The sequence below is a fragment of the Kribbella sp. genome (assembly GCF_035687465.1).
Classification (GTDB): domain Bacteria; phylum Actinomycetota; class Actinomycetes; order Propionibacteriales; family Kribbellaceae; genus Kribbella.
The window spans coordinates 1-20,797 of record NZ_DASRXP010000369.1 but is presented as its reverse complement, the minus strand read 5'-3'; the positions used below and the strand labels follow the sequence as shown (position 1 = coordinate 20,797).

21 protein-coding genes are annotated in these 20,797 nt (G+C 68.1%); 9 read left to right on the top strand and 12 right to left on the bottom strand.

What is annotated here, in order from left to right; all coding sequences use genetic code 11:
• The first annotated feature begins 5 nt into the window (after positions 1-5).
• Both VFG33_RS19310 and VFG33_RS19305 read left to right on the top strand, forming a co-directional pair.
• Positions 6-221: a HypC/HybG/HupF family hydrogenase formation chaperone gene (locus VFG33_RS19310; protein ID WP_325054299.1), complete on the top strand. Its 216-nt coding sequence runs from the start codon at positions 6-8 to the stop codon at positions 219-221.
• Positions 218-895 (top strand): DUF6390 family protein, encoded by a 678-nt coding sequence (locus VFG33_RS19305; RefSeq protein WP_325054298.1) that lies wholly within the window; start codon positions 218-220, stop codon positions 893-895. The genes VFG33_RS19310 and VFG33_RS19305 overlap by 4 nt, the downstream gene beginning before the upstream one ends.
• Positions 896-907: 12 nt before the next feature.
• Here VFG33_RS19305 and VFG33_RS19300 read toward each other — a convergent pair whose 3' ends face one another.
• Genes VFG33_RS19300 through VFG33_RS19290 form a run of 3 tightly spaced genes read right to left on the bottom strand, consistent with a single transcriptional unit; the run spans position 908 to position 2,977 of the window.
• Positions 908-1,273 (bottom strand): helix-turn-helix domain-containing protein, encoded by a 366-nt coding sequence (locus tag VFG33_RS19300; protein ID WP_325054297.1) that lies wholly within the window; start codon positions 1,271-1,273, stop codon positions 908-910.
• A gap of 58 nt (positions 1,274-1,331) precedes the next feature.
• Positions 1,332-1,601 carry a muconolactone Delta-isomerase family protein gene (locus VFG33_RS19295; RefSeq protein ID WP_325054296.1) on the bottom strand — a complete coding sequence of 90 codons (270 nt, stop codon included), beginning with the start codon at positions 1,599-1,601 and terminating at the stop codon, positions 1,332-1,334.
• Positions 1,598-2,977: an NAD(P)H-quinone dehydrogenase gene (locus VFG33_RS19290; RefSeq protein WP_325054295.1), complete on the bottom strand. Its 1,380-nt coding sequence runs from the start codon at positions 2,975-2,977 to the stop codon at positions 1,598-1,600. Before VFG33_RS19290 ends, VFG33_RS19295 begins: the two co-directional genes overlap by 4 nt.
• 31 nt (positions 2,978-3,008) lie before the next feature.
• Between VFG33_RS19290 and VFG33_RS19285 the strand changes: the two genes are divergently transcribed.
• Complete coding sequence (locus tag VFG33_RS19285) at positions 3,009-3,470, top strand: gamma-glutamylcyclotransferase family protein (RefSeq protein WP_325054294.1); 462 nt, start codon at positions 3,009-3,011, stop codon at positions 3,468-3,470.
• A gap of 24 nt (positions 3,471-3,494) precedes the next feature.
• Positions 3,495-5,153, top strand: a complete 1,659-nt coding sequence (locus VFG33_RS19280; protein WP_325054293.1) for a phospho-sugar mutase — start codon at positions 3,495-3,497, stop codon at positions 5,151-5,153.
• A gap of 196 nt (positions 5,154-5,349) precedes the next feature.
• Here the strand turns inward: VFG33_RS19280 and VFG33_RS19275 are convergent, their stop codons facing one another.
• The 4 genes from VFG33_RS19275 to VFG33_RS19260 form a co-directional block, all read right to left on the bottom strand.
• Complete coding sequence (locus VFG33_RS19275) at positions 5,350-5,796, bottom strand: hypothetical protein (protein WP_325054292.1); 447 nt, start codon at positions 5,794-5,796, stop codon at positions 5,350-5,352.
• 180 nt (positions 5,797-5,976) lie between these two features.
• Entirely contained in the window at positions 5,977-6,906 is a 930-nt protein-coding gene (locus VFG33_RS19270; protein ID WP_325054291.1) for a neutral zinc metallopeptidase, read from the bottom strand.
• Positions 6,907-7,017: 111 nt separating this feature from the next.
• Entirely contained in the window at positions 7,018-7,920 is a 903-nt protein-coding gene (locus VFG33_RS19265; protein ID WP_325054290.1) for an alpha/beta hydrolase, read from the bottom strand.
• A 25-nt stretch (positions 7,921-7,945) separates the two neighbouring features.
• Positions 7,946-8,506, bottom strand: a complete 561-nt coding sequence (locus VFG33_RS19260; RefSeq protein WP_325054289.1) for a PH domain-containing protein — start codon at positions 8,504-8,506, stop codon at positions 7,946-7,948.
• Positions 8,507-8,610: 104 nt separating this feature from the next.
• On the opposite strand from VFG33_RS19260, the gene deoC reads away from it, so the two are divergent.
• The 4 genes from deoC to VFG33_RS19240 are packed head-to-tail and all read left to right on the top strand — an operon-like array spanning position 8,611 to position 12,914.
• On the top strand, positions 8,611-9,567 hold the full coding sequence (gene deoC / locus VFG33_RS19255) for a deoxyribose-phosphate aldolase (RefSeq protein WP_325054288.1): 957 nt from the start codon (positions 8,611-8,613) through the stop codon (positions 9,565-9,567).
• A gap of 3 nt (positions 9,568-9,570) precedes the next feature.
• The gene (locus tag VFG33_RS19250; protein ID WP_325054287.1) at positions 9,571-11,007 is read left to right on the top strand and encodes an aldehyde dehydrogenase family protein; all 1,437 of its coding nucleotides are present in this window, start codon (positions 9,571-9,573) and stop codon (positions 11,005-11,007) included.
• Positions 10,997-11,875, top strand: a complete 879-nt coding sequence (locus VFG33_RS19245; protein WP_325054286.1) for an aldehyde dehydrogenase family protein — start codon at positions 10,997-10,999, stop codon at positions 11,873-11,875. The genes VFG33_RS19250 and VFG33_RS19245 overlap by 11 nt, the downstream gene beginning before the upstream one ends.
• Positions 11,868-12,914 (top strand): S66 family peptidase, encoded by a 1,047-nt coding sequence (locus tag VFG33_RS19240; protein WP_325054285.1) that lies wholly within the window; start codon positions 11,868-11,870, stop codon positions 12,912-12,914. Before VFG33_RS19245 ends, VFG33_RS19240 begins: the two co-directional genes overlap by 8 nt.
• On the opposite strand, the gene VFG33_RS19235 is transcribed toward VFG33_RS19240, so the two are convergent.
• Positions 12,911-13,525 carry a hypothetical protein gene (locus VFG33_RS19235; protein WP_325054284.1) on the bottom strand — a complete coding sequence of 205 codons (615 nt, stop codon included), beginning with the start codon at positions 13,523-13,525 and terminating at the stop codon, positions 12,911-12,913. The genes VFG33_RS19240 and VFG33_RS19235 overlap by 4 nt on opposite strands.
• Positions 13,526-13,580: 55 nt before the next feature.
• Positions 13,581-14,594: a serine/threonine-protein kinase gene (locus VFG33_RS19230; RefSeq protein ID WP_325054283.1), complete on the bottom strand. Its 1,014-nt coding sequence runs from the start codon at positions 14,592-14,594 to the stop codon at positions 13,581-13,583.
• Positions 14,595-14,654: 60 nt separating this feature from the next.
• Between VFG33_RS19230 and VFG33_RS19225 the strand changes: the two genes are divergently transcribed.
• Positions 14,655-15,194: an RNA polymerase sigma factor gene (locus tag VFG33_RS19225; protein ID WP_325054282.1), complete on the top strand. Its 540-nt coding sequence runs from the start codon at positions 14,655-14,657 to the stop codon at positions 15,192-15,194.
• Here VFG33_RS19225 and VFG33_RS19220 read toward each other — a convergent pair.
• The 3 genes from VFG33_RS19220 to VFG33_RS19210 all read right to left on the bottom strand — a co-directional run.
• A complete protein-coding gene (locus tag VFG33_RS19220) occupies positions 15,181-16,575 on the bottom strand; it encodes a S28 family serine protease (RefSeq protein WP_325054281.1) in 1,395 nt (464 codons plus the stop codon). The genes VFG33_RS19225 and VFG33_RS19220 overlap by 14 nt on opposite strands.
• 65 nt (positions 16,576-16,640) lie before the next feature.
• Entirely contained in the window at positions 16,641-19,124 is a 2,484-nt protein-coding gene (pepN, locus tag VFG33_RS19215) for an aminopeptidase N (protein ID WP_325054280.1), read from the bottom strand.
• A gap of 1,048 nt (positions 19,125-20,172) precedes the next feature.
• Positions 20,173-20,797, bottom strand: a 625-nt coding sequence (locus tag VFG33_RS19210; RefSeq protein ID WP_325054279.1) for a S1C family serine protease, incomplete at its 5' end; no start/stop codon positions are given.

Sequence of the window (20,797 nt, the reverse complement as noted above, 5' to 3'; positions counted from 1 at the left end):
GGCCTATGTGTCTGGGCATCCCGGGACGCATCGTCGCGACCACCCCCGGCCTCGACCTTGGACAGGTCGAGGTCGCCGGCGTGGTGCGCGAGATCAACCTGGCGCTGCTCGACGGACCGTTCGTGCCGGGTGAGTACATCCTGATCCACAGCGGCTTCGCGCTGGAACGGATGAGTCCCGAACGCGCGGCCGACGCCCTCGCCTTCTTCGGGCCGCAGTGAACACGCCCGGGCCGATCTTGTTCGTGCGCTACGCGCTGGCGCCGAACCGGCTCGGGTATTGCGGTCCCGCCGACGACAGCGCGCTGCTGTCGTACGGGGTCAGCGGAACCGTGGACGACGGGCTCCGCGAGCTGGCCCGCCAATTCGAGGGCGCCTGGCCGTTCCTGGAGCTGATCGCGGCGAAGACCGGCATCGCCGATCCGCTCGATCATCGCGTCGTCGAGGCGTACTGGCTCGGCAATCCCCTGCTGACAGACGTCGGTACGCCGTTCAGGGCCGGCGGAAGGCCGCACCACAGCTTCCAGGTGTTCTGTGCCTACCCCTGGGTGGACAGGCTCGCTGACGAGAAGAGCGGGGCGCAGGCGCTGCACGTACTGGACCAGTGCCGGATCCGCTGGGGGCGGGTGATCGCTGACACGGCCGGGCAAGTGGTGGTCGAGTCGCGGCCGCTCACCTGGGACGGGCGCCAACTCGCGCTGGGCTCACCTCGCCAGGAGACCGTCATCCGGAGTGTCGATGGTCGCGACCTGCTAGGCCCGCTCCACCCCGGCGACTGGGTCTCGCTGCATTGGCAATGGGTCTGCGACCGGCTTGATCTCGTGCGATTGACGGCGCTGCGGGATCACTCGGCGTACCACCTCGCCATCGCCAACCGGAGACTCGCGCTGGTCTGACGTCCCACGCCGTCAGCGGTGAGTCGTGCGGTGCGGGATGTCGGGGCCGAGGATCCAGTTGCCGTCCGCCGGCGTCGATTGGGCGGTATGCGCCGGCCCGGTGTGATCCGGTTCCCAGCGGGTCGGCTGCTCGGTCAGGCCGAGAAGATACGTCACTGTGCAGTCGAGGGCCGCGGCGAGTTCGGGGAGCCTGACGACGTCCACTCCGGCGCCGTGCTCGAAGCTGCTCAACGTCTTGTTGGTGGTCCGGATGCCCCTACGACCCAACCTGGTCACGACTTGCTTCTGCGTCAGCCCGAGCTGGATCCGGCGCGCCCGCAGCCGGTGCGTGACGATGAGATGCCGGTCGACGGCCAGGTCGTCCTTGTCGTTGAACATGAGAACCTCCCGTCCTGCCACCATCCTCGACGTCGGGAAGTCCGTCAATCACCGATAGCTAGCTGTGCGGATCCATTTCCGCGAGGGCGTGCACGGTGTAGCGGGCGAAGTTGAAGACCGGTGCGCGGCCCAGCAGGCGCTCGAACTCTTCGTGCGACTCGACCTGGTAGATCCACGCGCCGCCGTGCGAGCCGACCACGTGATAGCGGGCGAGCACCTTGCCCTCGCGCTGCAGCCGTTCGCCGTACTCCGGCATCGCGCCGACGGCCCGGGCCATCTCCGGCGAGAGCAGGCTCAGCTCCATCTGCCACAGCACCAGGAACTTCATGAGCGCAGGTGCAGCCGTCGGGCGGCTTCGGCGATCGAGCCGGAGATCGAGGGGTAGACCGTGAACGACTGAGCCATCTGGTCCACGGTCAGCCGGGCGCCGACCGCCAGGGAGATCGGATGAATCAGCTCGCTGGCCCGCGGCGCGACGACCACGCCGCCGACGATGATGCCGGTGTTCGGCAGGCAGAACAGCTTCACGAAACCGTCGCGGACCCCCTGCATCTTGGCCCGCGCGTTGTCCGCGAGCGGGACCTTGACCACCATCGCGGTACTGCCACCCGCGTCGAGCGCCGCCTGGGTGAGCCCGACCGTGGCGATCTCCGGCGCGGTGAAGACGTTCGACGAGACCGTGGACAGGTCCAGCGGGGCGACCGCGTCGCCGAGCGCGTGCGACATCGCGATCCGGCCCTGCATCGCCGCCACCGAGGCCAGCATCAGTACGCCGGTGCAGTCGCCGGCCGCGTAGACCCCGCGGGCCGTGGTCCGGGAGACCCGGTCGGTGGTGATGAACCCGCCGTCGCCGAGCGACACGCCCGACTCGACCAGCCCCATGTCGTCCGTGTTCGGCAGCGATCCGACCGCCAGCAGCGCGTGCGACCCCTCGACCGTGCGGCCGTCCGTCAGGGTCACCACGACCCCGTCGCCGTGCCGCTTGACCGAGGCCGCCCGGGACTTGCCGAGCACGGTCAGACCGCGCCGCTGGAACACGTCCTCCAGGACGGCGGCCGCGTCCGCGTCCTCGCCGGGGAGCACCCGGTCCCTCGACGACACCAGGACCACCTCGGCCCCCAGCGCGTCGTACGCGCTGGCGAACTCCGCACCGGTGACACCGGATCCGACCACGATCAGCCGCTCCGGGAGCTCCTCGAGCTCGTAGACCTGCTCCCAGGTGAGGATCCGCTCGCCGTCCGGCTCGGAATCCTTGAGGATGCGCGGCCTTGCGCCGGTGGCGATCAGGACGACATCGGCGTCCAGCCGCTCGTCACCGACCACCACCGTCTCAGGCCCGTCGAGGCGGGCGCGGCCGTGGATCACCTGAATCTTGTCGTCGGCCAGCCGGCGGCTGATCCCCTCGGACTGGGCCGCTGCCAGGTCCTTGACTCGTTTGTTGACGACGGAGAGATCGACACGCACGGAATTCGCCGGATCGTCGTCGCCATCGTCGACCCGGACGCCGAGCTCGCCGGCCTCCTCGACCTCGGTCATCAGCTCGGCCGTGGCGATCAACGTCTTGCTCGGTACGCAGTCCGTGAGCACGCAGGAGCCGCCGATCCCGTCGGAATCGACAACAGTCACCTCCGCTCCCAGCTGGGCGGCCGCACTCGCCGCTTCGTACCCGCCAGGACCGCCACCGATGATCACAACTCGCGCCACGAGAGGCCATTGTTCCGTATCCTGTGACGTCGTGACCCTGTACGCCGCGTTTGCGTCGAATCTGGACCCGAACCTGATGGCCGAGCGGTGCCCGCACTCCCCCCTGCGCGGGACCGGGTGGATCGTCGGCTGGCGCCTCACCTTCGGGGGCGAGGAGCTGGGCTGGGAGGGCTCGATGGCAACCGTCGTCGAGGACCCGTCCGACCCGGCGAACCAGGTCTTCGTCGCCCTGTACGACGTCAGCCCGAAGGATGTCGAGCGCCTGGACGAGTGGGAGTGGATCGACCAGGGCGTCTACCGCAAGATCCAGGTCCGGGTGCAGACCCTGGACGGCGAGCAGCTCGCCTGGATGTACGTGCTGAACGCCTACGAGGGCGGCCTGCCGTCGGCCCGCTACCTGGGCATCCTCGCCGAGGCGGCCGAGGCCGCCGGTGCCCCCGACGACTACGTCGCCGACCTCCGCGCCCGCCCCTGCCAGTCCTCCGGCCACTAGTCGATCGAGCGGTATCGTGCGGGCGTGACTGATGATGTGCGCGCCGCCGCCGAGCGCTGGCTGAGCGAGGACCCCGACCCCGACACTCGCGCCGAGCTCCAGCGGTTGCTGGATTCCGGCCCTGAGGCTGAGGCGGAGCTGGCGGACAGGTTCGCCGGGACGCTCGAGTTCGGTACTGCGGGCCTGCGGGGCGCGGTCGGCGCCGGATCGAACCGGATGAACCGGGTGGTCGTGATCCGCGCCGCGGCCGGCCTGTGCGCCTACCTCAAGGCCAACGGCCTCACCGACGGCCCGGTCCTGATCGGGTACGACGCCCGCCACAAGTCCGATGTCTTCGCGCAGGACACGGCCGCTGTGGTCCGCGGCGCCGGGCTGGACGCCGTCCTGCTGGACCGGCCCACCCCGACCCCGGTGATCGCGTTCGGGATCCGCCACCTGCGGGCGGTGGCGGGCGTCGTCGTGACCGCCTCGCACAATCCCCCGCAGGACAACGGCTACAAGGTTTACCTGGGTGACGGCTCGCAGATCGTTCCGCCCGCGGACGTGGAGATCGCGGCTGCCATCGAGGCCGTCGGACCCCTTGCGGAGGTTCCTCGCGGGGACGACTGGCAGACCGCGGGAGACGACCTGCTGGACGCCTACCTCGACCGCATCGCCACGTTGGTCCCGGCTGACGCCCCCCGATCGCTGAACATTGCTTACACGCCCCTGCATGGTGTCGGCCGATTCTTGGTGGAGGCGGCCGTCGAGCGCGCCGGATTCGCAGTACCGGCTGTGGTGGCGTCGCAGGCGGAGCCGGACCCGGACTTTCCGACCGTCTCGTTCCCGAACCCGGAGGAGCCGGGCGCGATCGACGCGGCGCTCGACCTGGCTCGCTCGGTGGGTGCCGATCTCGCGGTGGCGAACGATCCGGATGCGGATCGCTGCGCGGTCGCAGTACCGGATCCGGCCGCGGCCGGGGGCTGGCGGATGCTCCGCGGGGACGAGCTCGGCGGGTTGCTAGGTGAGTTCCTGCTCGGGGAGTACGTCTGGAACGGGCGGTCAGGCGGTGTCGCCGCGTGCTCGATCGTGTCCTCGTCACTGCTCGGCAAGATCGCCGCCGGCTACGGCATCCGGTACGTCGAGACGCTCACCGGGTTCAAGTGGATCGGCCGGGTGCCGGACCTGGTGTTCGGCTACGAGGAGGCGCTCGGGTACTGCGTCGACCCTGACGCGGTGAAGGACAAGGACGGCGTCTCGACCCTGGTCCGGGTGCTGCAACTCGGGGCACGGGCGAAGGCGGACGGCCGGACGCTGCTGGATCTGCTCGATGACCTGGCGAAGAAGTACGGACTGCACGCGACGGACCAACTGGCCGCGCGGATGGAGGATCTGAGCCTGATCGTGGCGGCGATGGACCGGCTGCGGGCTACTCCCCCGACATCCCTGGGCGGGCACAAGGTCGAGCGGGTGGACGACCTGAGCGAGGGCAGCGAGAGCCTGCCGCCGACGGACGGCCTCCGCTACACCTTGTCGGCGGGTGCCCGGGTCGTCGTCCGCCCCTCAGGAACCGAGCCGAAGCTGAAGTGCTACCTGGAGGTCGTCATCCCGGTCGAAGGCGATGACGTCGCCGCGGCCCGAGCCCAGGCAACAGCGGAACTAACCGCCATCAAACAAGACCTCGCCGAGGCTGCCGGCATCTGACGAAAGACGTCAGCCCCGACCTGTACAGGCAAGACAACCCCAGGGGCCAGGCGCGAACCCGCATGATCATTCGTCCCCTTTTCACCCTCCCCGCAGACTGTCCAATCAGCTGTGGGCAGTTGGCGAGGGTGAAAAGGGGACGAATGATCATGCGGGTTTACGCCGCGGTGGCTGATGCTGTCTAGCCCGCGCGGTTTCAGCTGAGGGCTGCGGCTTCGGCCTGTTCGGCGCGCAGGGAGCTCTGGAGCGAGGAGTGCAGGATCCGCAGGGTGCTGGTGGACTGCATCAGCGCCTCCCGCTCGTCCGGGTTCCTGTTCGCGAGGGTGGTGATGTCGTTGATCGCCGCCTCGATCCTGCCGAGCCGGTCTGCCACCGAGCCCTCCAGGCTGGACGCCCGGCGGACCGCCTCGGACGTGATCGTCCAGACGTCCTCGCGGTCGTTGGTCCGGCGCGACAGGTCGACCATCTGGCCGAGTGCGGCCAGGTCGCTGTCGATCTGCGCCTTCTCCACCGCGCCGGTGATGCTCGCGGTGGCCTGACGCAGCCGGGTGACATGCCCGGACAGCTCCGACCAGCTGCACTTGCCACTTCTGATCTTGTCCAGCACCTTGGTGTACTCGGTGTTGAACTCGTCGTAGTTCACTGTCCTTGACTCCTGCCGTTCGACGGTCGACCCAGACTCTAAGGCGTGCGGACCCGAAACACCGTAACCACACGATCGCAGATCGTGCACGTGTCGGCAAAACGCGAAGGCGCCCGGAATACAGAACGCATTCCGGGCGCCTTGGTTACCGCTGTTTACCGAATCGTCCTACCGGACCGGTCAGGCGACCTTGCCTGGGTCGACCGACCAGGTCGAGCAGCTGCCCGGGTGGGTGTTCTTCCCGTTGCCGGTGAAGCCGGCCAGGGACCAGTAGTTGTGGCTGGTCCACGAGCCGTGGTCACGCGGCCCGCCCTTCATGTCGCCGGAGTGCGAGACGACGTACTTCCACTGGGTCAGCAGGCCACCCGACATCGGGTAGTAGGCCTTGTTCGCACCGATGTACGCCGAGCCGAAGCAGGACGCCTGCAGCTCGCGACGACGGCTCTCGAGCATCCGCGCGTCGTTCGTCGTCATGTGGCCCTGCCGCCACCAGGAAGCGGTCAGCAGGCCGGTCATCGACTGCACGTGGTGGCCGTACTCGTGCGCGATCGTGTTGGTCGCGTACGCGACGGCGAACGTCGGGTTCTGCGCGTAGTAGGTGACGATCTGGCGCCACGGGATGTAGATGGTGCCGCCGCCGGTGCTGCAGTAGAACGAGATCCAGCCGGTGACGCTGCCACAGGTGGTCTTGATCGTGTTGTAGCCGTGCACGACGAGCTTCGGCTTGACGTCCCAACGACCGTTCGCACGCCAGACGCTCGGCTTCCAGGACGCGTACAGGCAGCGGACCAGTTCGGTCTCGAAGTACCGGACCCGGGCCTCGGTGTTCAGGGCCACGTTCGGGCGCTTGCACTTGGACGGCGCGATGTTGCCGGTGCTGTAGAGCTTGTTGTAGCGCACCGCGTTCCAGGACGTCGTCGCGTTCCAGCCGGCGTCGCGACCGGAATCCGTCAGGTCGATCCTGGCCGGCTCTCCCGGGACAGGGATCGGCAGGACCTCGGTGGCGCCGGCCGGGGCGGCCTGCGCGTTCGGAATCGCCAGGGCTGCGCAGGCGGCCAGGGCCACGATGCCGACCAGACCGCGCACCTTCTTGCTGGGAAGATAATTCATGCGCTCCACTCTCGAATACTGGGGGACTTACCGGAGCCATCCTGGGGGACCGAGGGGTTCATCCCGGGACGGACACGGGCTCGGACGCGGACGCAGTACGTGAAGTTCCCCTCAACTTCCGATTTCCCGCCCCAGGAACTGCAACTGGTCAGCAAGCATGCGCCGCCAGTAACCACTCGTATGCGCCCCCGCCTGCACCCCACCCTCGGCCCGGACCTCGTCCCGAAGGTCACGCACCGCCTCCGCGAACGGGTCGTCCCTCCCACAATCGATGCGCAGAGCAACCTCCTCGAACTCCGCGGCCCGGCCGAAGACCTGATGCTGCCCGAAGTCCTCCGGCCCGTCGTAGGCACCGGCAGTTGAATCCGCAAGTTCGTGCCAGAGCGCCGGGCTCATCGCTCCCGCCGCGATCACCTTCGGCGGTCCGACCTCGGCTGCCAGCAGAAGTGCGCCGTAGCCGCCCATCGACCACCCCAGTACTCCGTACCGGTCGGTGCTGAGACCTAGTTTCGCCAGCAGGGGCAGGAATTCCGTGGTCAGCATGCGCTGTGGATCGTCCCCGGTCGCCCGGCGGTGCCAGTAGGTGTCGGCTCCTCCGTCGACCGCGGCGAGCGCGAAGGGCGGAGTACCGGCTCGCACTGCAGCTGTCAGGTAGCGGTCCGCGCCGAGATCGTTGATCGCGGAGCTGTGATCACCGCCTCGGCCGTGCAGCACCAGCACCACCGGAAGGTGCGCATCCGGCTGGTACCCGTGCGGGTACATCACGGTCCACCCGACCGTCGTACGCCGTGCGGCTGATTCGAAGCTGCCTGACTCCACCTGCCCGGCCGGCACGTCGGGAACGACGCCGTCGTCGCCAGTCAGCCCCAGGACGTCGTGCACTCGCGCACGACCGGGGAGGACACCTGCCTCGACGAGTCCGGCACCTGCGGCCACCCCTACCGCTGCCGCGGCGCCGGTGATCAGAACCGCACGACGAGAGGGCCGGTCCGGCGACTTCTGGCTGTCGATCACACCAGAGTGTGGCCGGGCCGGTGGGTCAGCGCAGGATTTGGGCGATGATGGCGAGGGTTACCAGGGCGGCGAGGATGATGAGTTCGGGGCGGGCCCAGGTGGTGGTGATCTCGCCGGTGGCGTCGCGGCTGTAGCGCTCCCTGTGGTTCTCGATCCGCTCGACCACGAAGTCCGCCCGGGAGATCGAGCTGTCGTCCCTCAGTTTCCGGCCGCCGACCCGCTGCTTGCGCAGGTCCCGCATCACCACCTGAACACCCGGGCACCGGACCTTGCCGTCCTCCGTGTGCACCCGGAGGATGTCGGTCACATCCACCTCGGTGATCTTGTTCCACGGCACGAGATGGTCCCGGAGGTGGTTACGGATCAGCAGCCCGTCGGGGCGGAGCGTGACGGACGGCCGGACCAGCCCGAGGTACGTCAGCACCATCAGCACCGCGATGAGCGCCGCCACCAGCAACCCGCCCATCGTCCGCCACTCCAGCACGATGTCGAGCAACCCCACCAGCCCGATCACCATCACCACGACTCCCGTGATCCGGTTCGACGTGGAAAGGTACTGCTCGTTCTCGGACACCTTCGAATTCACCCGGACAAGGTAACCGGCCCGCGGTTACAGTCCTAGTTAGAGCCCCCACCACCCCGCGGAGGCAGCGGGAGAGCGGGCCGCGTAATCGCAGTAGACTCGCGAGGGTGACCACTACCGACACTGGCGTCGACAGTTTGGCTGACGTGACCTCGTCCGAGGACCGGCTGCGCCGGTTCCTGCTGGGCCTGCCGGGCGTTGACCAGGTCGGGGCCGAGGCTCGCGCCGCCACGTTGAGCACGCGATCGATCAAGACCACCGCCAAGGCGTACGCGCTGGACCTGGCCATCCAGATGATCGATCTGACCACGCTCGAAGGACAGGACACCCCCGGCAAGGTGCGGGCACTGTGCGCGAAGGCGAAACGCCCCGACCCGGCGGACCCGACCGCCCCGCAGGTGGCCGCTGTCTGTGTCTACCCGGACCTGGTGGCGACCGCGAAGTACGAGCTGCGCGGCTCCGGCATCAACGTGGCGAGTGTCGCGACCGCCTTCCCCAGTGGGCGTTCGAGCCTCGCGATCAAGGTGCAGGACACCAAGGACGCGGTCGCCGCCGGTGCCGACGAGGTCGACATGGTGATCGACCGCGGTGCGTTCCTGTCCGGCCGGTACGGGCTGGTCTTCGACGAGATCACCGCGATCCGCGAGGCCGCGGGAGACGCGCACCTGAAGGTCATCCTGGAGACCGGCGAGCTGGTCACCTATGACAACGTACGGCGCGCGTCGTGGCTGGCGATGCTGGCCGGCGCGGACTTCATCAAGACTTCAACTGGCAAGGTCTCCCCTGCCGCGACGCTTCCCGTCACCCTGGTGATGCTGGAAGCCGTCCGCGACTACCACGAGGCCTCCGGCCTGCACATCGGCGTCAAGCCCGCGGGCGGGATCCGGACCGCGAAGGACGCCATCAAGTACCTGGTCACCGTCAACGAGACGGCCGGACCGGACTGGCTGGACCCGGAGCTGTTCCGCTTCGGCGCGTCCAGTCTGCTGAACGACCTGCTGATGCAACGCACCAAGCTGGCCACCGGAAACTACTCCGGACCCGACTATTTCACGCTGGACTGAGGCATGAGCAGATTCGAGTACGCACCGGCCCCCGAGTCGCGGGCCATCGTCGACATCAAGTCGTCGTACGGGTTGTTCATCAACGGCGCCTTCGTGGAGGCGACGGACGGCAAGCCGTTCAAGACCGTGAGCCCCGCCTCCGAGGAGGTGCTCGCGGAGGTCAGCGAGGCCGGTCCCGCGGACGTCGACAAGGCTGTCCGCGCCGCCCGCAAGGCCTATGACAAGGTCTGGGGCCCGATGCCGGGCCGAGACCGCGCGAAGTACCTGTACCGGATCGCCCGGCTGATCCAGGAGCGGTCGCGTGAGCTGGCCGTGCTGGAGTCGCTCGACAACGGCAAGCCGATCCGCGAGTCCCGCGATGTCGACCTCCCGCTGGTCGCCGCGCACTTCTTCTACTACGCCGGCTGGGCCGACAAGCTCGAGTACGCCGGCGCCGGCGAGAACCCGCAGCCGCTGGGCGTCGCCGCGCAGGTGATCCCGTGGAACTTCCCGCTGATGATGCTGGCGTGGAAGATCGCCCCGGCGCTCGCGGCCGGCAACACCGTAGTTCTGAAGCCTGCTGAGACGACACCGCTGACCGCGCTGGCGTTCGCGGAGATCTGCCAGCAGGCGGACCTGCCGCCAGGCGTGGTCAACATCATCACCGGCGCCGGCCGGACCGGCCAGGCGCTGGTCGAGCACGAAGGCGTCGACAAGGTCGCGTTCACCGGCTCCACCGCGGTCGGCCGCGCGATCGCCAAGTCGGTCGCGGGCACGGACAAGAAGGTCACCCTCGAGCTCGGCGGCAAGGCGGCGAACATCGTCTTCGAGGACGCCCCGATCGACCAGACCATCGAGGGCATCGTCAACGGCATCTTCTTCAACCAGGGCCACGTCTGCTGCGCGGGTTCGCGGCTGCTGGTCCAGGAGAGCGTGTACGACGAGGTGCTGGCCCGGCTGAAGCGCCGGATGAGCACCCTGCGAATCGGTGATCCGCTGGACAAGAACACCGATATCGGCGCGATCAACTCCCCCGAGCAGCTGGCCCGGATCCGCGAGCTGTCGCAGGTCGGCGAGGACGAGGGCGCCGAGCGCTGGTCGCCCGAGTGCGAACTGCCGCCGCAGGGCTACTGGTTCCCACCGACCGTGTTCACCGGCGTCTCCCAGGCGCACCGGATCGCCCGCGAGGAGATCTTCGGCCCGGTGCTGTCGGTGCTCACCTTCCGGACCCCCGCCGAGGCCGTGGAGAAGGCGAACAACACCCCCTTCGGCCTGTCCGCCGGGGTCTGGACCGACAAGGGGTCCCGGATCCTCTGGATGGCGAACCAGCTGCGGGCCGGCGTCGTCTGGGCCAACACGTTCAACCGCTTCGACCCGACCTCGCCGTTCGGCGGCTACAAGGAGTCGGGCTACGGTCGCGAGGGCGGCCGCCATGGTCTGGAGGCCTACCTTGCCCACTAAATCCGACCCGGCGCGGCTGGACGTGCGCAAGACCTACAAGCTGTACGTCGGCGGCGCCTTCCCCCGCAGCGAATCCGGCCGTTCGTACGTCGTGAACAGTGCCAAGGGCAAGTTTCTCGCGAACGCGTCGCAGGCCTCCCGCAAGGACGCCCGGGACGCGGTCGTCGCGGCCCGCAAGGCGTTCGGCGGCTGGTCGACGAAGACGGCCTACAACCGCGGCCAGGTGCTCTACCGGATCGCCGAGGTGATGGAGGGCCGGCACGAGCAGTTCAGCTCCGAGGTCGCCGCTTCCGAGGGACTGTCGATCAGCAAGGCCCGCGCGGTCGTCGACGCCTCGATCGACCGCTGGGTCTGGTACGCCGGCTGGGCGGACAAGCTGGCCCAGGTGGTCGGCTCCAGCAACCCGGTCGCCGGCCCGTACTTCGACTTCTCCTTGCCCGAGGCAACGGGTGTCGTGGCGGTGCTGGCTCCGCAGGACTCGAGTCTGCTCGGCCTGACCAGCGTGATCGCCCCAGCCATCGTGTCGGGGAACACGGTCGTCGCGGTCACGTCGTTCGAGCGGCCGCTGCCTGCGGTGACGCTGGGCGAGGTGATGGCGACCTCCGACCTGCCGGGTGGGGTGGTCAACATCCTGACCGGGAGCGCCTCGGAGATCGGGCCGTGGCTCGCGGGTCACCTCGACGTGAACGCGATCGACCTGGCGGGCGTCACGGATGCCGACGAGGCGCGCGACCTGGAGGCCGCCTCGGCGGAGAACCTCAAGCGGGTCCGCCGGCCGGCCGACGAGGACTGGGCGGAATCACCGGGACTCTCGCGGCTGACGCAGTACCTGGAATTAAAGACGGTGTGGCACCCCATCGGTGTCTGACAAGCTTGGCGGCATGATCTTTGCCGCCAAGCCTGTACCGGGTGACCGAGTCGCCGTCGTCTCGCCCTCGGGTGGATTGCCCGAGGTGTTCCCGGCGCCATACGAACTCGGACTGCAGCGGCTGCGCTCCTTTGGGCTTGAGCCGGTCGAGTATCCGACGACCAAGAGACTGAACGCGACTCCGGCTGAGCGCGCTGCCGACCTGCATGCCGCGTGGTCCGATCCGTCGATCCGCGCGGTGATCTCCAGCATCGGCGGCAGCGACCAGATCACCGTGCTGAAGCACCTCGACCCGGAGGTGTTCCGCTCGAACCCGAAGCCGTTCTTCGGCTACAGCGACAACACGAACCTGCTGAACTTCCTTTATTCCTTGGGACTTCCGGCGTTTCACGGCGGCAGCGTGATGGTCCAGTTCGGACGTGGCGGCGCCATGCATCCCGACTCCGAGCGGTCGCTGCGAGCTGCGCTCTTCGAGTCGGGCGAGTTCGAACTGACGCCCGCCAAGGGCTGGACGGATCGCGATCGCGACTGGGCAGATGCCTCCTTCCTGGAGACGGAACCGGAGCTGTTCCCTGGCGCCGAGTGGAGCTGGCAGGGTTCCGGAGTCGTGACGGGACGGCTGTGGGGCGGCTGCGTGGAGATCATCGACTGGCAACTGGCGGCGAATCGCTGGATGCTGCCGGTCGACCAGTACTCGGGCGTGCTCTTCCTGGAGACCAGCGAGGACATGCCGAGCGACCAGCAGGTCTCATGGATGCTGCGGAACCTAGGCGAACGCGGTCTGCTGGAACGCTTCGAGGCCGTGCTCTGGGCTCGTCCGAAGGCATGGGAGCTCGACAACCAGCTCTCGGCGGAGGACGGCGCCCGCTACGTCGCGGATCAGTATGCGGCGGTCGAGGGCACGCTGGCGGAGTACAACCCGTCGGCTCTGCTCGTTACCGGGATCGACTTCGGCCACACCGACCCGCAGGTCGTCCTGCCCTATGGCGGCACGGTGTCCATCGATTCGTCGGCTCGCCGGATCACCGTCACCTACTAGCGGATCTCGGTGCGGGTCAGCGGTGGGTTGGGGTCGGGATAGCAGGCGACCGGGGAGTCGATGGTGACGAACTTCCACTTGATCTTGGCCTGCAGGTTCAGTCCGGGGTTGTCGAAGCTGGAGCCCTGGAGTCTCGTCTCGATCGCACCGGATCGACCTGCCTTGAGGCGAACGGTCAGGCTCGGGAGTTGGTAGTCGGAGCCACCCGGGATCGGGCCTGAGACCCGGATCGTGGCGACGCCATTGGCGACGTCCAGGGTGGGCGTCGAGCCGAGGCCGGAACCGCCGGACAGCTTGGCCGCGACGTACGTCGAGTTGGCGGGGATGGGGATGCGCAGGGAGAGGTCACGGACCTCCTTGAGCTTGAAGCCCTTGACCTCGCCGGGAAGGGAACCCGGCTTCAGGTCGACGACGACCTCGAAGACCCCGCCCGGCTTCACCGTGGCCGGCGCCTTCGCGTCAGCCCCTTGGCGGAGCGAGAGGTGATGCTGGCCGAACTTGGTGTCCGCGCGGCACGCGTAGCTGACCGGAGCGGCGGCTGCGGGGAGAACGGTGGCGAGAGCCACGCTTGCGACTGCCACGGGCGCTAGGCACTTCCGTAGAGTAGTCATGCGATTACTCTACGGAGTCAGCGTCACGCCTGGATCCTGCGTCTCAGTAGCTGGATCACCGCCCGGCGAAGAACCAGCTTCCGGCCGCCGCGGCCACGAACAGCACCGGCAGGAGGAGCAGCAGCCACCCGCGCCGCCTCTGACGAACCTCCGGCGCCACCGCGACCGTAGTACCGGCCTGGTCCGAGTCGCCGACGGTGGTTCGCAGGGACGCGAGCACGGGTGCTTCCTGTTCGAGGCGGTAGGCCTCGCCCTCCAGGCGCTCCGCCAGCGTGTCGGCGCGGTGCCAGCGTTCGCCGACCCGGTAGGCGAGGGTGCGGGCGAGGATCTCGTCGACTTCCCCGACCGAGTCGTGCAGCAAGGGACGCAGGCTGGGCGGACTGCTGTCCGGGTCGCGGCCCACGACATCCGTGATCGACGACGCCACGAAGGGCGCGCGTCCGGTCAGGAGCGCGTAGGTGACCGCGCCGACCGCGTACACGTCGGCGCGCTCGTCGAACCCGCCGTCCCCACGGCCCTGTTCGGGAGCCATGTACGACGGGGTGCCGACGGCCTGGGTCATCCCAGAGGCTTCGGCCGCCCGTTTTGCCAGGCCGAGATCGGCGAGGACGATCCGGTGGGTTCCGCCGCCCGACTCGTTCCGGTTCGAGGGGCGGAGCAGGAGGTTCGCCGGGGTGATGTCGCGGTGCACCACGCCCTCGTCGTGCAAGGCCGCGACCGCCCGGGCCAGGTCCGCGCCCCACCAAAGCGCATCGGCCGGATCGAGCGGCCCGTTGGCCAGTACTTCGGCCAGAGTCCCGCCGCCTACGTAGTCCATCACGAAGTACGGGCGGCCGTCGGGAAGCTCTCCGAGGTCGAAGACTCGGACCACTCGCTCGCTGGCGATCCGGCGCATCAGCCGGGCCTCGGCGAGGAACCGCTCGCGCACGTCCGCGCGGGAGGACCAGTTGTCCGCCAGCACCTTGACGGCCACGTCGACGTCGAGGTCGTCGTCGTACCCGCGCCAGACCGTCGCGAAGGCGCCCGCGCCGATCTTCGACTGCAAGCGGTATCTCCCGATGACATCCATCCCGGCTATTGTCGGGGACGGAGGGACCAAAGCGAACACCCGCCACGGACCTGGGGGAGCATGAACGAGGAGCTCGAGCAGCTTGCGGCGCGAGTGGCAGCCGGCGAAACCGCCGCCCTGCCCGAACTGCTGCAGGCGATTCGGCCGCAGGTCCAGCGCCGGGTGTCCAAGTTCCTGCCGTTCCGCGAGGATGCCGAAGAGGCCGCGCAGGACACGCTGCTCACGGTGGCGAACAAGATCCACACCTTCAAGGGCACCGGAAGTTTCGCCGGCTGGCTGACCGTGGTCGCGACCAACCAGGCCAGGCAGACCTATCGATCGCTGAAACGCCGGTCCGTCGAGCAGTCCGCCGAGGTGCTCCCGGAGTCGGTGGATCCGCGGACCACCTCGGTGATCGCCGGGTCCCGGCTCGACCTGCTGGAAGCCCTCGAGTCACTTGAGTCCAACCACCCGAACCTGGTGCAGCCGCTCGTACTACGCGACCTCGGCGCGCTGACCTACGCCGAGATCGCCGAGGAACTGAAGGTCCCGCTCGGCACGGTGAAGGCCCGGATCCACCAAGCCCGCAAGGAAGTCGCCGAACACCTCACCGTGCGCTGAGTCGCTGGTCCGCGCCGGGGTCCACGGCCGCGGATCGCAGACCGGTGTTGACGGGCACACCCATCCACCGCTGCAGGATCCCGGTCGCCTCGACCCGCGACGCCGTCGGCAGGGCGCCGATGTTCGAGCCGTGGTTGCCGTTCGGCACGGTGTACCAGTGGGAGTCCCTGGTGCCCGGACCCGGCTCGAACTTCTCCGCGCTCCACGGATCGTTCTCGCCGTACACGAACAACATCCGCTGACCCGACTTCCGCAGCCACAGATCCACGTCCAGCATCGCGAACGGCTCATGCTTCGGCTCGATCGCATCCGGTACTGCGGCCGGCGCGTCCCCTGCCTCGCGGTAGTGCAGCAGGCCCTTCAACCAGGTGGTCTTGCTCGCGACATCCGGCCAGTTCAGCTGCTGCGACGCCTGGAAGTAGTACGGCAGGTAAGACGCGGTGCCTTCGTCCGAGTAGAAGGACCAACCGGAGATCTGGTCGATGAAGTCGAACAGTTGCTGGTCCGTCGCCGTCGCACTCCCCGGCACGAGCGGGCAACTCGCCTGCGTGCTGTACTGCCAGAACGCGAACGGCGTGTCGAGCACGGCCGCCTCCAGCGCGCGATCGGCCGACCCGAAGGTGCTCTCGTACGTCAGTCCGTTGGCCGCGGCGTACTCCTTGAGCTTGGCGAGCATCGCCGGCCGCCGGAGCAAGGTGTTGCGCTGCATGTTCCGCAGGGCCAGGTTGCACTGCGGATCCGTGCCGGCCTCCTGGATGAACTTGAGGTAGGAGTCCTGCCGGTTGATCACGTCCTGCGGAGCCACATACGCGACCGTGGCGTCCACGTCCTTCGGGTAGAACCTACGGTGATAGACCGAGGTCATCCCGCCTTTCGAGGCTCCGGTCGACACCCACTTGCCGGAGTACAGGGCCTTCTTGAACGCCTCGATGATCCGGTGGTGGTCGGAGGCGGCCTGCCAGATGGTGAGCTTGGACCAGTTCTTGCTGGCTGGCGTCGAGTTGTTGAAGAACCGCTGCTCGACGTTCAACTGGTTGCCGTCGACGAGCCTGGTGGCCTCCGCGGTGAACACACCGGCGACCCCGCCGTACCCGGTCGTGTGCAGCACCGTCGGCTGATCGAACCCGCGGTGCCACAAAGTCACCCGCTGCTCGAACTTCTCCCCTTGAGGCTTCTTGTGGTCTGCCGGCTGGGTGTACCAGAGCACGAAGAACGGCTTCCCGTTCACCACCGTGCTGCTCTCCACCCGCAACCCAGGAATCGTCGCCAGCCTGGCCGCGACATCATCCTGTACTGCGGCCGCAGCCCCGACAGGTGCAATCGCAGGGCCGGCAACCAAAGCAACAAGCAAACCAACAACCGGAAGCACGAAGCGTCGCATGGGCGGATCCTCTGCTCGGGATGCCCACCAGAGCGTAAGCGCCCACCCACACTCCCCGCGACCCCTCACTTGTGGTGCTCAGAGGTCCTGAACGAGCTGGACGGGGTTCCCAGAGCGGCGCGGACGGCGACCGCGCGGCGGAGGTCGTCGGTGTGGTCGGAGACGGTACGGCGGATGCTGGGCGCAACGTTGTCGTCGGCGATCAGGCGATCCGCATGGTCGATCGTCGACCGGTCGACGGCGAACCGCGGGAACAGCTTCATCGTGGACATCGCCAGCGCCATCCCGGAGCGAAGGCGGGCCGTGGCGGTGATGTCGGCGAAGAAGCGATCCACGTACGGCGCGTTAAGGTCCGTCTGGGACGGGTGCCAGAACCCCTCGGAGGCAGCGAACAGTTCGTTCACCCCCACCTCGGGGTCGGTCATCATCCGCGCCCAGGCTTCTTCCTTGCCGTCCGGCAGAGCAGCCCTGCAACGCGCGGCCTCGGAGACCCCTTCGGTCGACTTGTCGCTGGCCAGTTCGGCGTCGATCTCCTCCGAGCCGTACACCTCGAGCCGGACGAGGCGCAGTACGAGAGACCAACGGAGGTCTGCATCGACCTGGAGGCCTTCTGGGATGCCGGTGTCGTACAGCCAGCCCTCGAGCAGGATGGGATCGTTGCTCGTAGCAATCACGCCGCGGGCGATCGCGAGTTGGAGACTGCTGCCGGCGGGCGTCGTGCGGAGCCGGGTGGTGAGCGCGTCCGCGAGCCGGCCGCGGGACGCCTCGTACGGGAGATAGGTGCCGATCAGGCGCGCCTCCGCCCAGCGCAGCAGCGATCCGACTGCGATATCGCTGTCCTCATGGGCGAGCGCGGCCAGCAGGAACTCCAGGGCCTGCTGGGGATCGAGGTCGCCATCGGCGGTCGCGTCGCGGATGCTGTTCCAGATCACCGCGCGGGTGGTGCCGTCCTCGATCCGGGGAAGAACCTCGGCGAGATTGCCCAGGCTGGTTTCGTCCAGGCGGATCTTGGCCCAGGTGTCGTCCGCGGCATCCGGTACGACGACCTGCCCCGGTGCCAGGTCGACCTCGACGGACTCCCGATCCAGTAGGACGTCGACGAACGTGCCGCGGCCCGACTCGTCGTACGAGCCGACCTTCACCTTGTGCATCCGGTCGGCCGGGTACTCTGCGGGCGTGCGCCGATGGAGCCTGATACCGGTGGCGGTGCGTTCGGCGCTGATCGTGTCGAGGCCGGACGTGCGCAACCACTGCGTCGACCAGTTCGGCAGGTCGATCGCCCCGGCCCCGGTCAGCATCTCGATGAACTCGGCCAGGTCCGCATTGCCGAACTCGTGCGCGTCGATGTGCGCGTTGACGCCCTTCAGGAACACCTCGTCACCCAGGTAGGCGGCGAGCTGCTTCAGGACCGCGGCGCCCTTCGCGTAGGAGATCCCGTCGAAGTCGTCGAGCGAGGCGCGAGCGTCCTTGATCGCCTCGGCCGCGACCGGATGCGTCGAGCTCCGCTGATCCGCCTGCAGTCCCCACCACTTCCGCACGAACGCGAAATCCATCCAGTGCCCGAGATGGTCCGTAGCGTCGTGCGAGACCCGGTGCGCCATGTACTCCGCGAACGACTCGTTCAGCCACAGGTCGTTCCACCACCTCATCGTGACGGTGTCGCCGAACCACATGTGCGCCATCTCGTGGACGACGATCCGCGCCCGCGTACTGCGCTCGGCGTCCGTCACCTTGCTCCGATAGACCATGGAGTCCGCGAACGTCACGCAGCCCGGGTTCTCCATCGCACCAAGGTTGAAGTCAGGCACGAAAACCTGGTGATACTCCCCGAACGGATACCGGTAACCGAACAACCGGTGGTACTCGTCGAACGCCTGCCCGGTGACCTTGAAGAGGTCCTCCGCCTCGTTCTCGAGATGCACAGCCAGCGACTGCCGGCAAGCGAGCCCCAGCGGAATCCCGTCGTGCTCGCCACGGATCAGGTGGTACGGCCCGGCCACCACGGTCACGAAGTACGTCGAGAGCGGTTTCGTCTCGGCAAGCTCCCATTGTCCCGGGCCCACCTGCGCGGCGGCGCCGTTGCCAAGCACGATCCAGTCCTCCGGCGCGGTCACCGTGACCTTGTACGGCGCCTTGAGATCCGGCTGATCGAAACACGCGAAGTAACGCGGCGCGGACTCCAGCGACGACATCCCGTAGAGGTACACCTTCCCGTCGGCCGCATCGACGGACCGCTGCATCCCCTCCCCGTCGAACGAGTACGCCATCCGCGCCTCAACCACCAACTCGTTCTCCGCCTGCAGTCCCTCCAACCGCAGCCGCCCATCATCGAGCTCCGCGACATCGACCTGCACCCCGTTGAGCGTGACAGCCAGCAGCCCCTCCGGCTTCACATCCACAAACGTCTCCCCCACAGACGCCCCGAACCGAATCCGGCTCACACTCCCGAACGTCTTCTCCCCTCCCAAGAAGTCGAACGAGACCTCATACGAACGAACCGCAATCGCTCGGGCCCGGATCCGGGCCTCCTCAACACTCAACGCAGGCATCCCCCGACGCTAACCCACCTGCCCCGTCACCGAGGCGCGCGCATAGGTGTGGGTGGTTCGTGGGTCGGTAGGTGTGGGTGGTTCGCGTCGCCGGGCTGCGTGAGTTTGCTAGTCGCGGTGAGGTGAGTCAAGGGCGCTTCGCGGCCCTTCGGGCTCGAACGAGTTCGACCCTTGACACACCTCACCACGACCAGGGAAGGACGCAGCTACGCCCGGAGCCGCTGAGAAGAACGGCCACAATTCAGGGGAATCCCGTGGGGGGTGCCGCCCGGGTGACCCGCCGCAGCCCCGGCGTCCCGACCGACAGGTAATAGTCGCCCCGGCACGTCTCCCGACCCGCCGGCCCCGCCTGACCACGCCGACTACTGCCCCACTCCGGCGACCACTACCTGTCGGTCGGGACACCAACCACCCCCAAACGACCCCACCGATCCATCTGGTGGAACGAGCACACCACCAGGCGGACCAGCCGATGAACCGCCCGGCCGATGCCCGCCTGTCCGGCCGATACCGCCCTACAGACCGGCATCGGTCCAACGACCCGGCATCCACCCGGACGCGCCTACCGCCGATACCGGGTTGTTGGACCGATAGCGCCCAGTAGACCGGCATCGGTCCCACAACCCGTTAGCCGTCGAGACCGCGCCACGGCTTGCGGCCCGGCCCCCACCCGTACCTACAGAACTCGCCCACCCCACCCGAGAAACCGGTTACTGGACAGGGTTTCGCGACTTCTGTAGGTCCGGATGGGGCCGCTTCGGTAACCGGAACCACCCGGGCGGACGGAATCCCCCGGATGCAGCTCACACGTCAGCGCGGATCCGCGTAGCTGCGTCCTTCCCTGGCCGAGGTGGTGGGTGTCAAGGGTCGAACTTGTTCGATCGCCGAAGGCGACGCCAAAGGCGCCCTTGACACCCACCACCTCGGCTAGCACCCTCACGCAGCGGAGACCGCGCAACCACACTGCCAATGCACCCGCGCAACCACACTGCCAAGCGGCGTACACCTACAGTTGCTACGGGCAACTACATCGCGCCGTTCCTGAACCTCAGTTGATCAGGCCCTCGACGATGGTGGTCATTCGGTCGACGGGGATGGCGAAGCCGATGCCGATGTTGCCTGAGGCGCTAGAGCTGCCGAGGGTGGCGATCGCTGTGTTGACGCCGACCACCTGGCCGGCGGCGTTGACCAGTGGGCCGCCGGAGTTGCCGGGGTTGATCGCGGCGTCGGTCTGGATCGCGGTCTGCCGGGCGCCGCTTTCGCCGAACCGTGCCTGCCGGTTGACCGCGCTGACAATGCCAGCCGTCACCGTTCCTTCCAGACCGAGCGGTGAGCCGACTGCCAGCACCGGGTCGCCGACGCGGAGTTCCGAGGACCGGCCGAGCGTGAGCGCTCGCAGTCCCGAGCCGGCCGCGGCCGCGGAGACCTGGAGGACGGCCAGGTCGTTGTTCGTGTCGATCCCGATGATCTCGGCATCGAGGGAGTTGCCGTTCGACAGGACCAGTGACACATCGCTGGCTCCTTCCACCACGTGCGCGTTGGTGACCACATGGCCCTGCTGGTCGACCGCGAACCCGGAACCGGTGGCCCGGCCGGCCCGCACCGAGACCACCCCCGGCAACACGCTCGCGGCGGCACTGGCGATCGAACTGCCGCCCGGAGCGGTTGAGGGA

What these genes read in the sequence shown, in the direction of transcription:
- VFG33_RS19310 (WP_325054299.1), top strand. Translation starts at nt 6, where the DNA reads ATGTGTCTGGGCATCCCGGGACGCATCGTCGCGACCACCCCCGGCCTC.
- VFG33_RS19300 (WP_325054297.1), bottom strand. Translation starts at nt 1,273, where the DNA reads ATGTTCAACGACAAGGACGACCTGGCCGTCGACCGGCATCTCATCGTC.
- VFG33_RS19295 (WP_325054296.1), bottom strand. Translation starts at nt 1,601, where the DNA reads ATGAAGTTCCTGGTGCTGTGGCAGATGGAGCTGAGCCTGCTCTCGCCG.
- VFG33_RS19270 (WP_325054291.1), bottom strand. Translation starts at nt 6,906, where the DNA reads ATGAATTATCTTCCCAGCAAGAAGGTGCGCGGTCTGGTCGGCATCGTG.
- VFG33_RS19250 (WP_325054287.1), top strand. Translation starts at nt 9,571, where the DNA reads ATGAGCAGATTCGAGTACGCACCGGCCCCCGAGTCGCGGGCCATCGTC.
- VFG33_RS19235 (WP_325054284.1), bottom strand. Translation starts at nt 13,525, where the DNA reads ATGACTACTCTACGGAAGTGCCTAGCGCCCGTGGCAGTCGCAAGCGTG.
- VFG33_RS19230 (WP_325054283.1), bottom strand. Translation starts at nt 14,594, where the DNA reads ATGGATGTCATCGGGAGATACCGCTTGCAGTCGAAGATCGGCGCGGGC.
- VFG33_RS19225 (WP_325054282.1), top strand. Translation starts at nt 14,655, where the DNA reads ATGAACGAGGAGCTCGAGCAGCTTGCGGCGCGAGTGGCAGCCGGCGAA.
- VFG33_RS19220 (WP_325054281.1), bottom strand. Translation starts at nt 16,575, where the DNA reads ATGCGACGCTTCGTGCTTCCGGTTGTTGGTTTGCTTGTTGCTTTGGTT.
- pepN (WP_325054280.1), bottom strand. Translation starts at nt 19,124, where the DNA reads ATGCCTGCGTTGAGTGTTGAGGAGGCCCGGATCCGGGCCCGAGCGATT.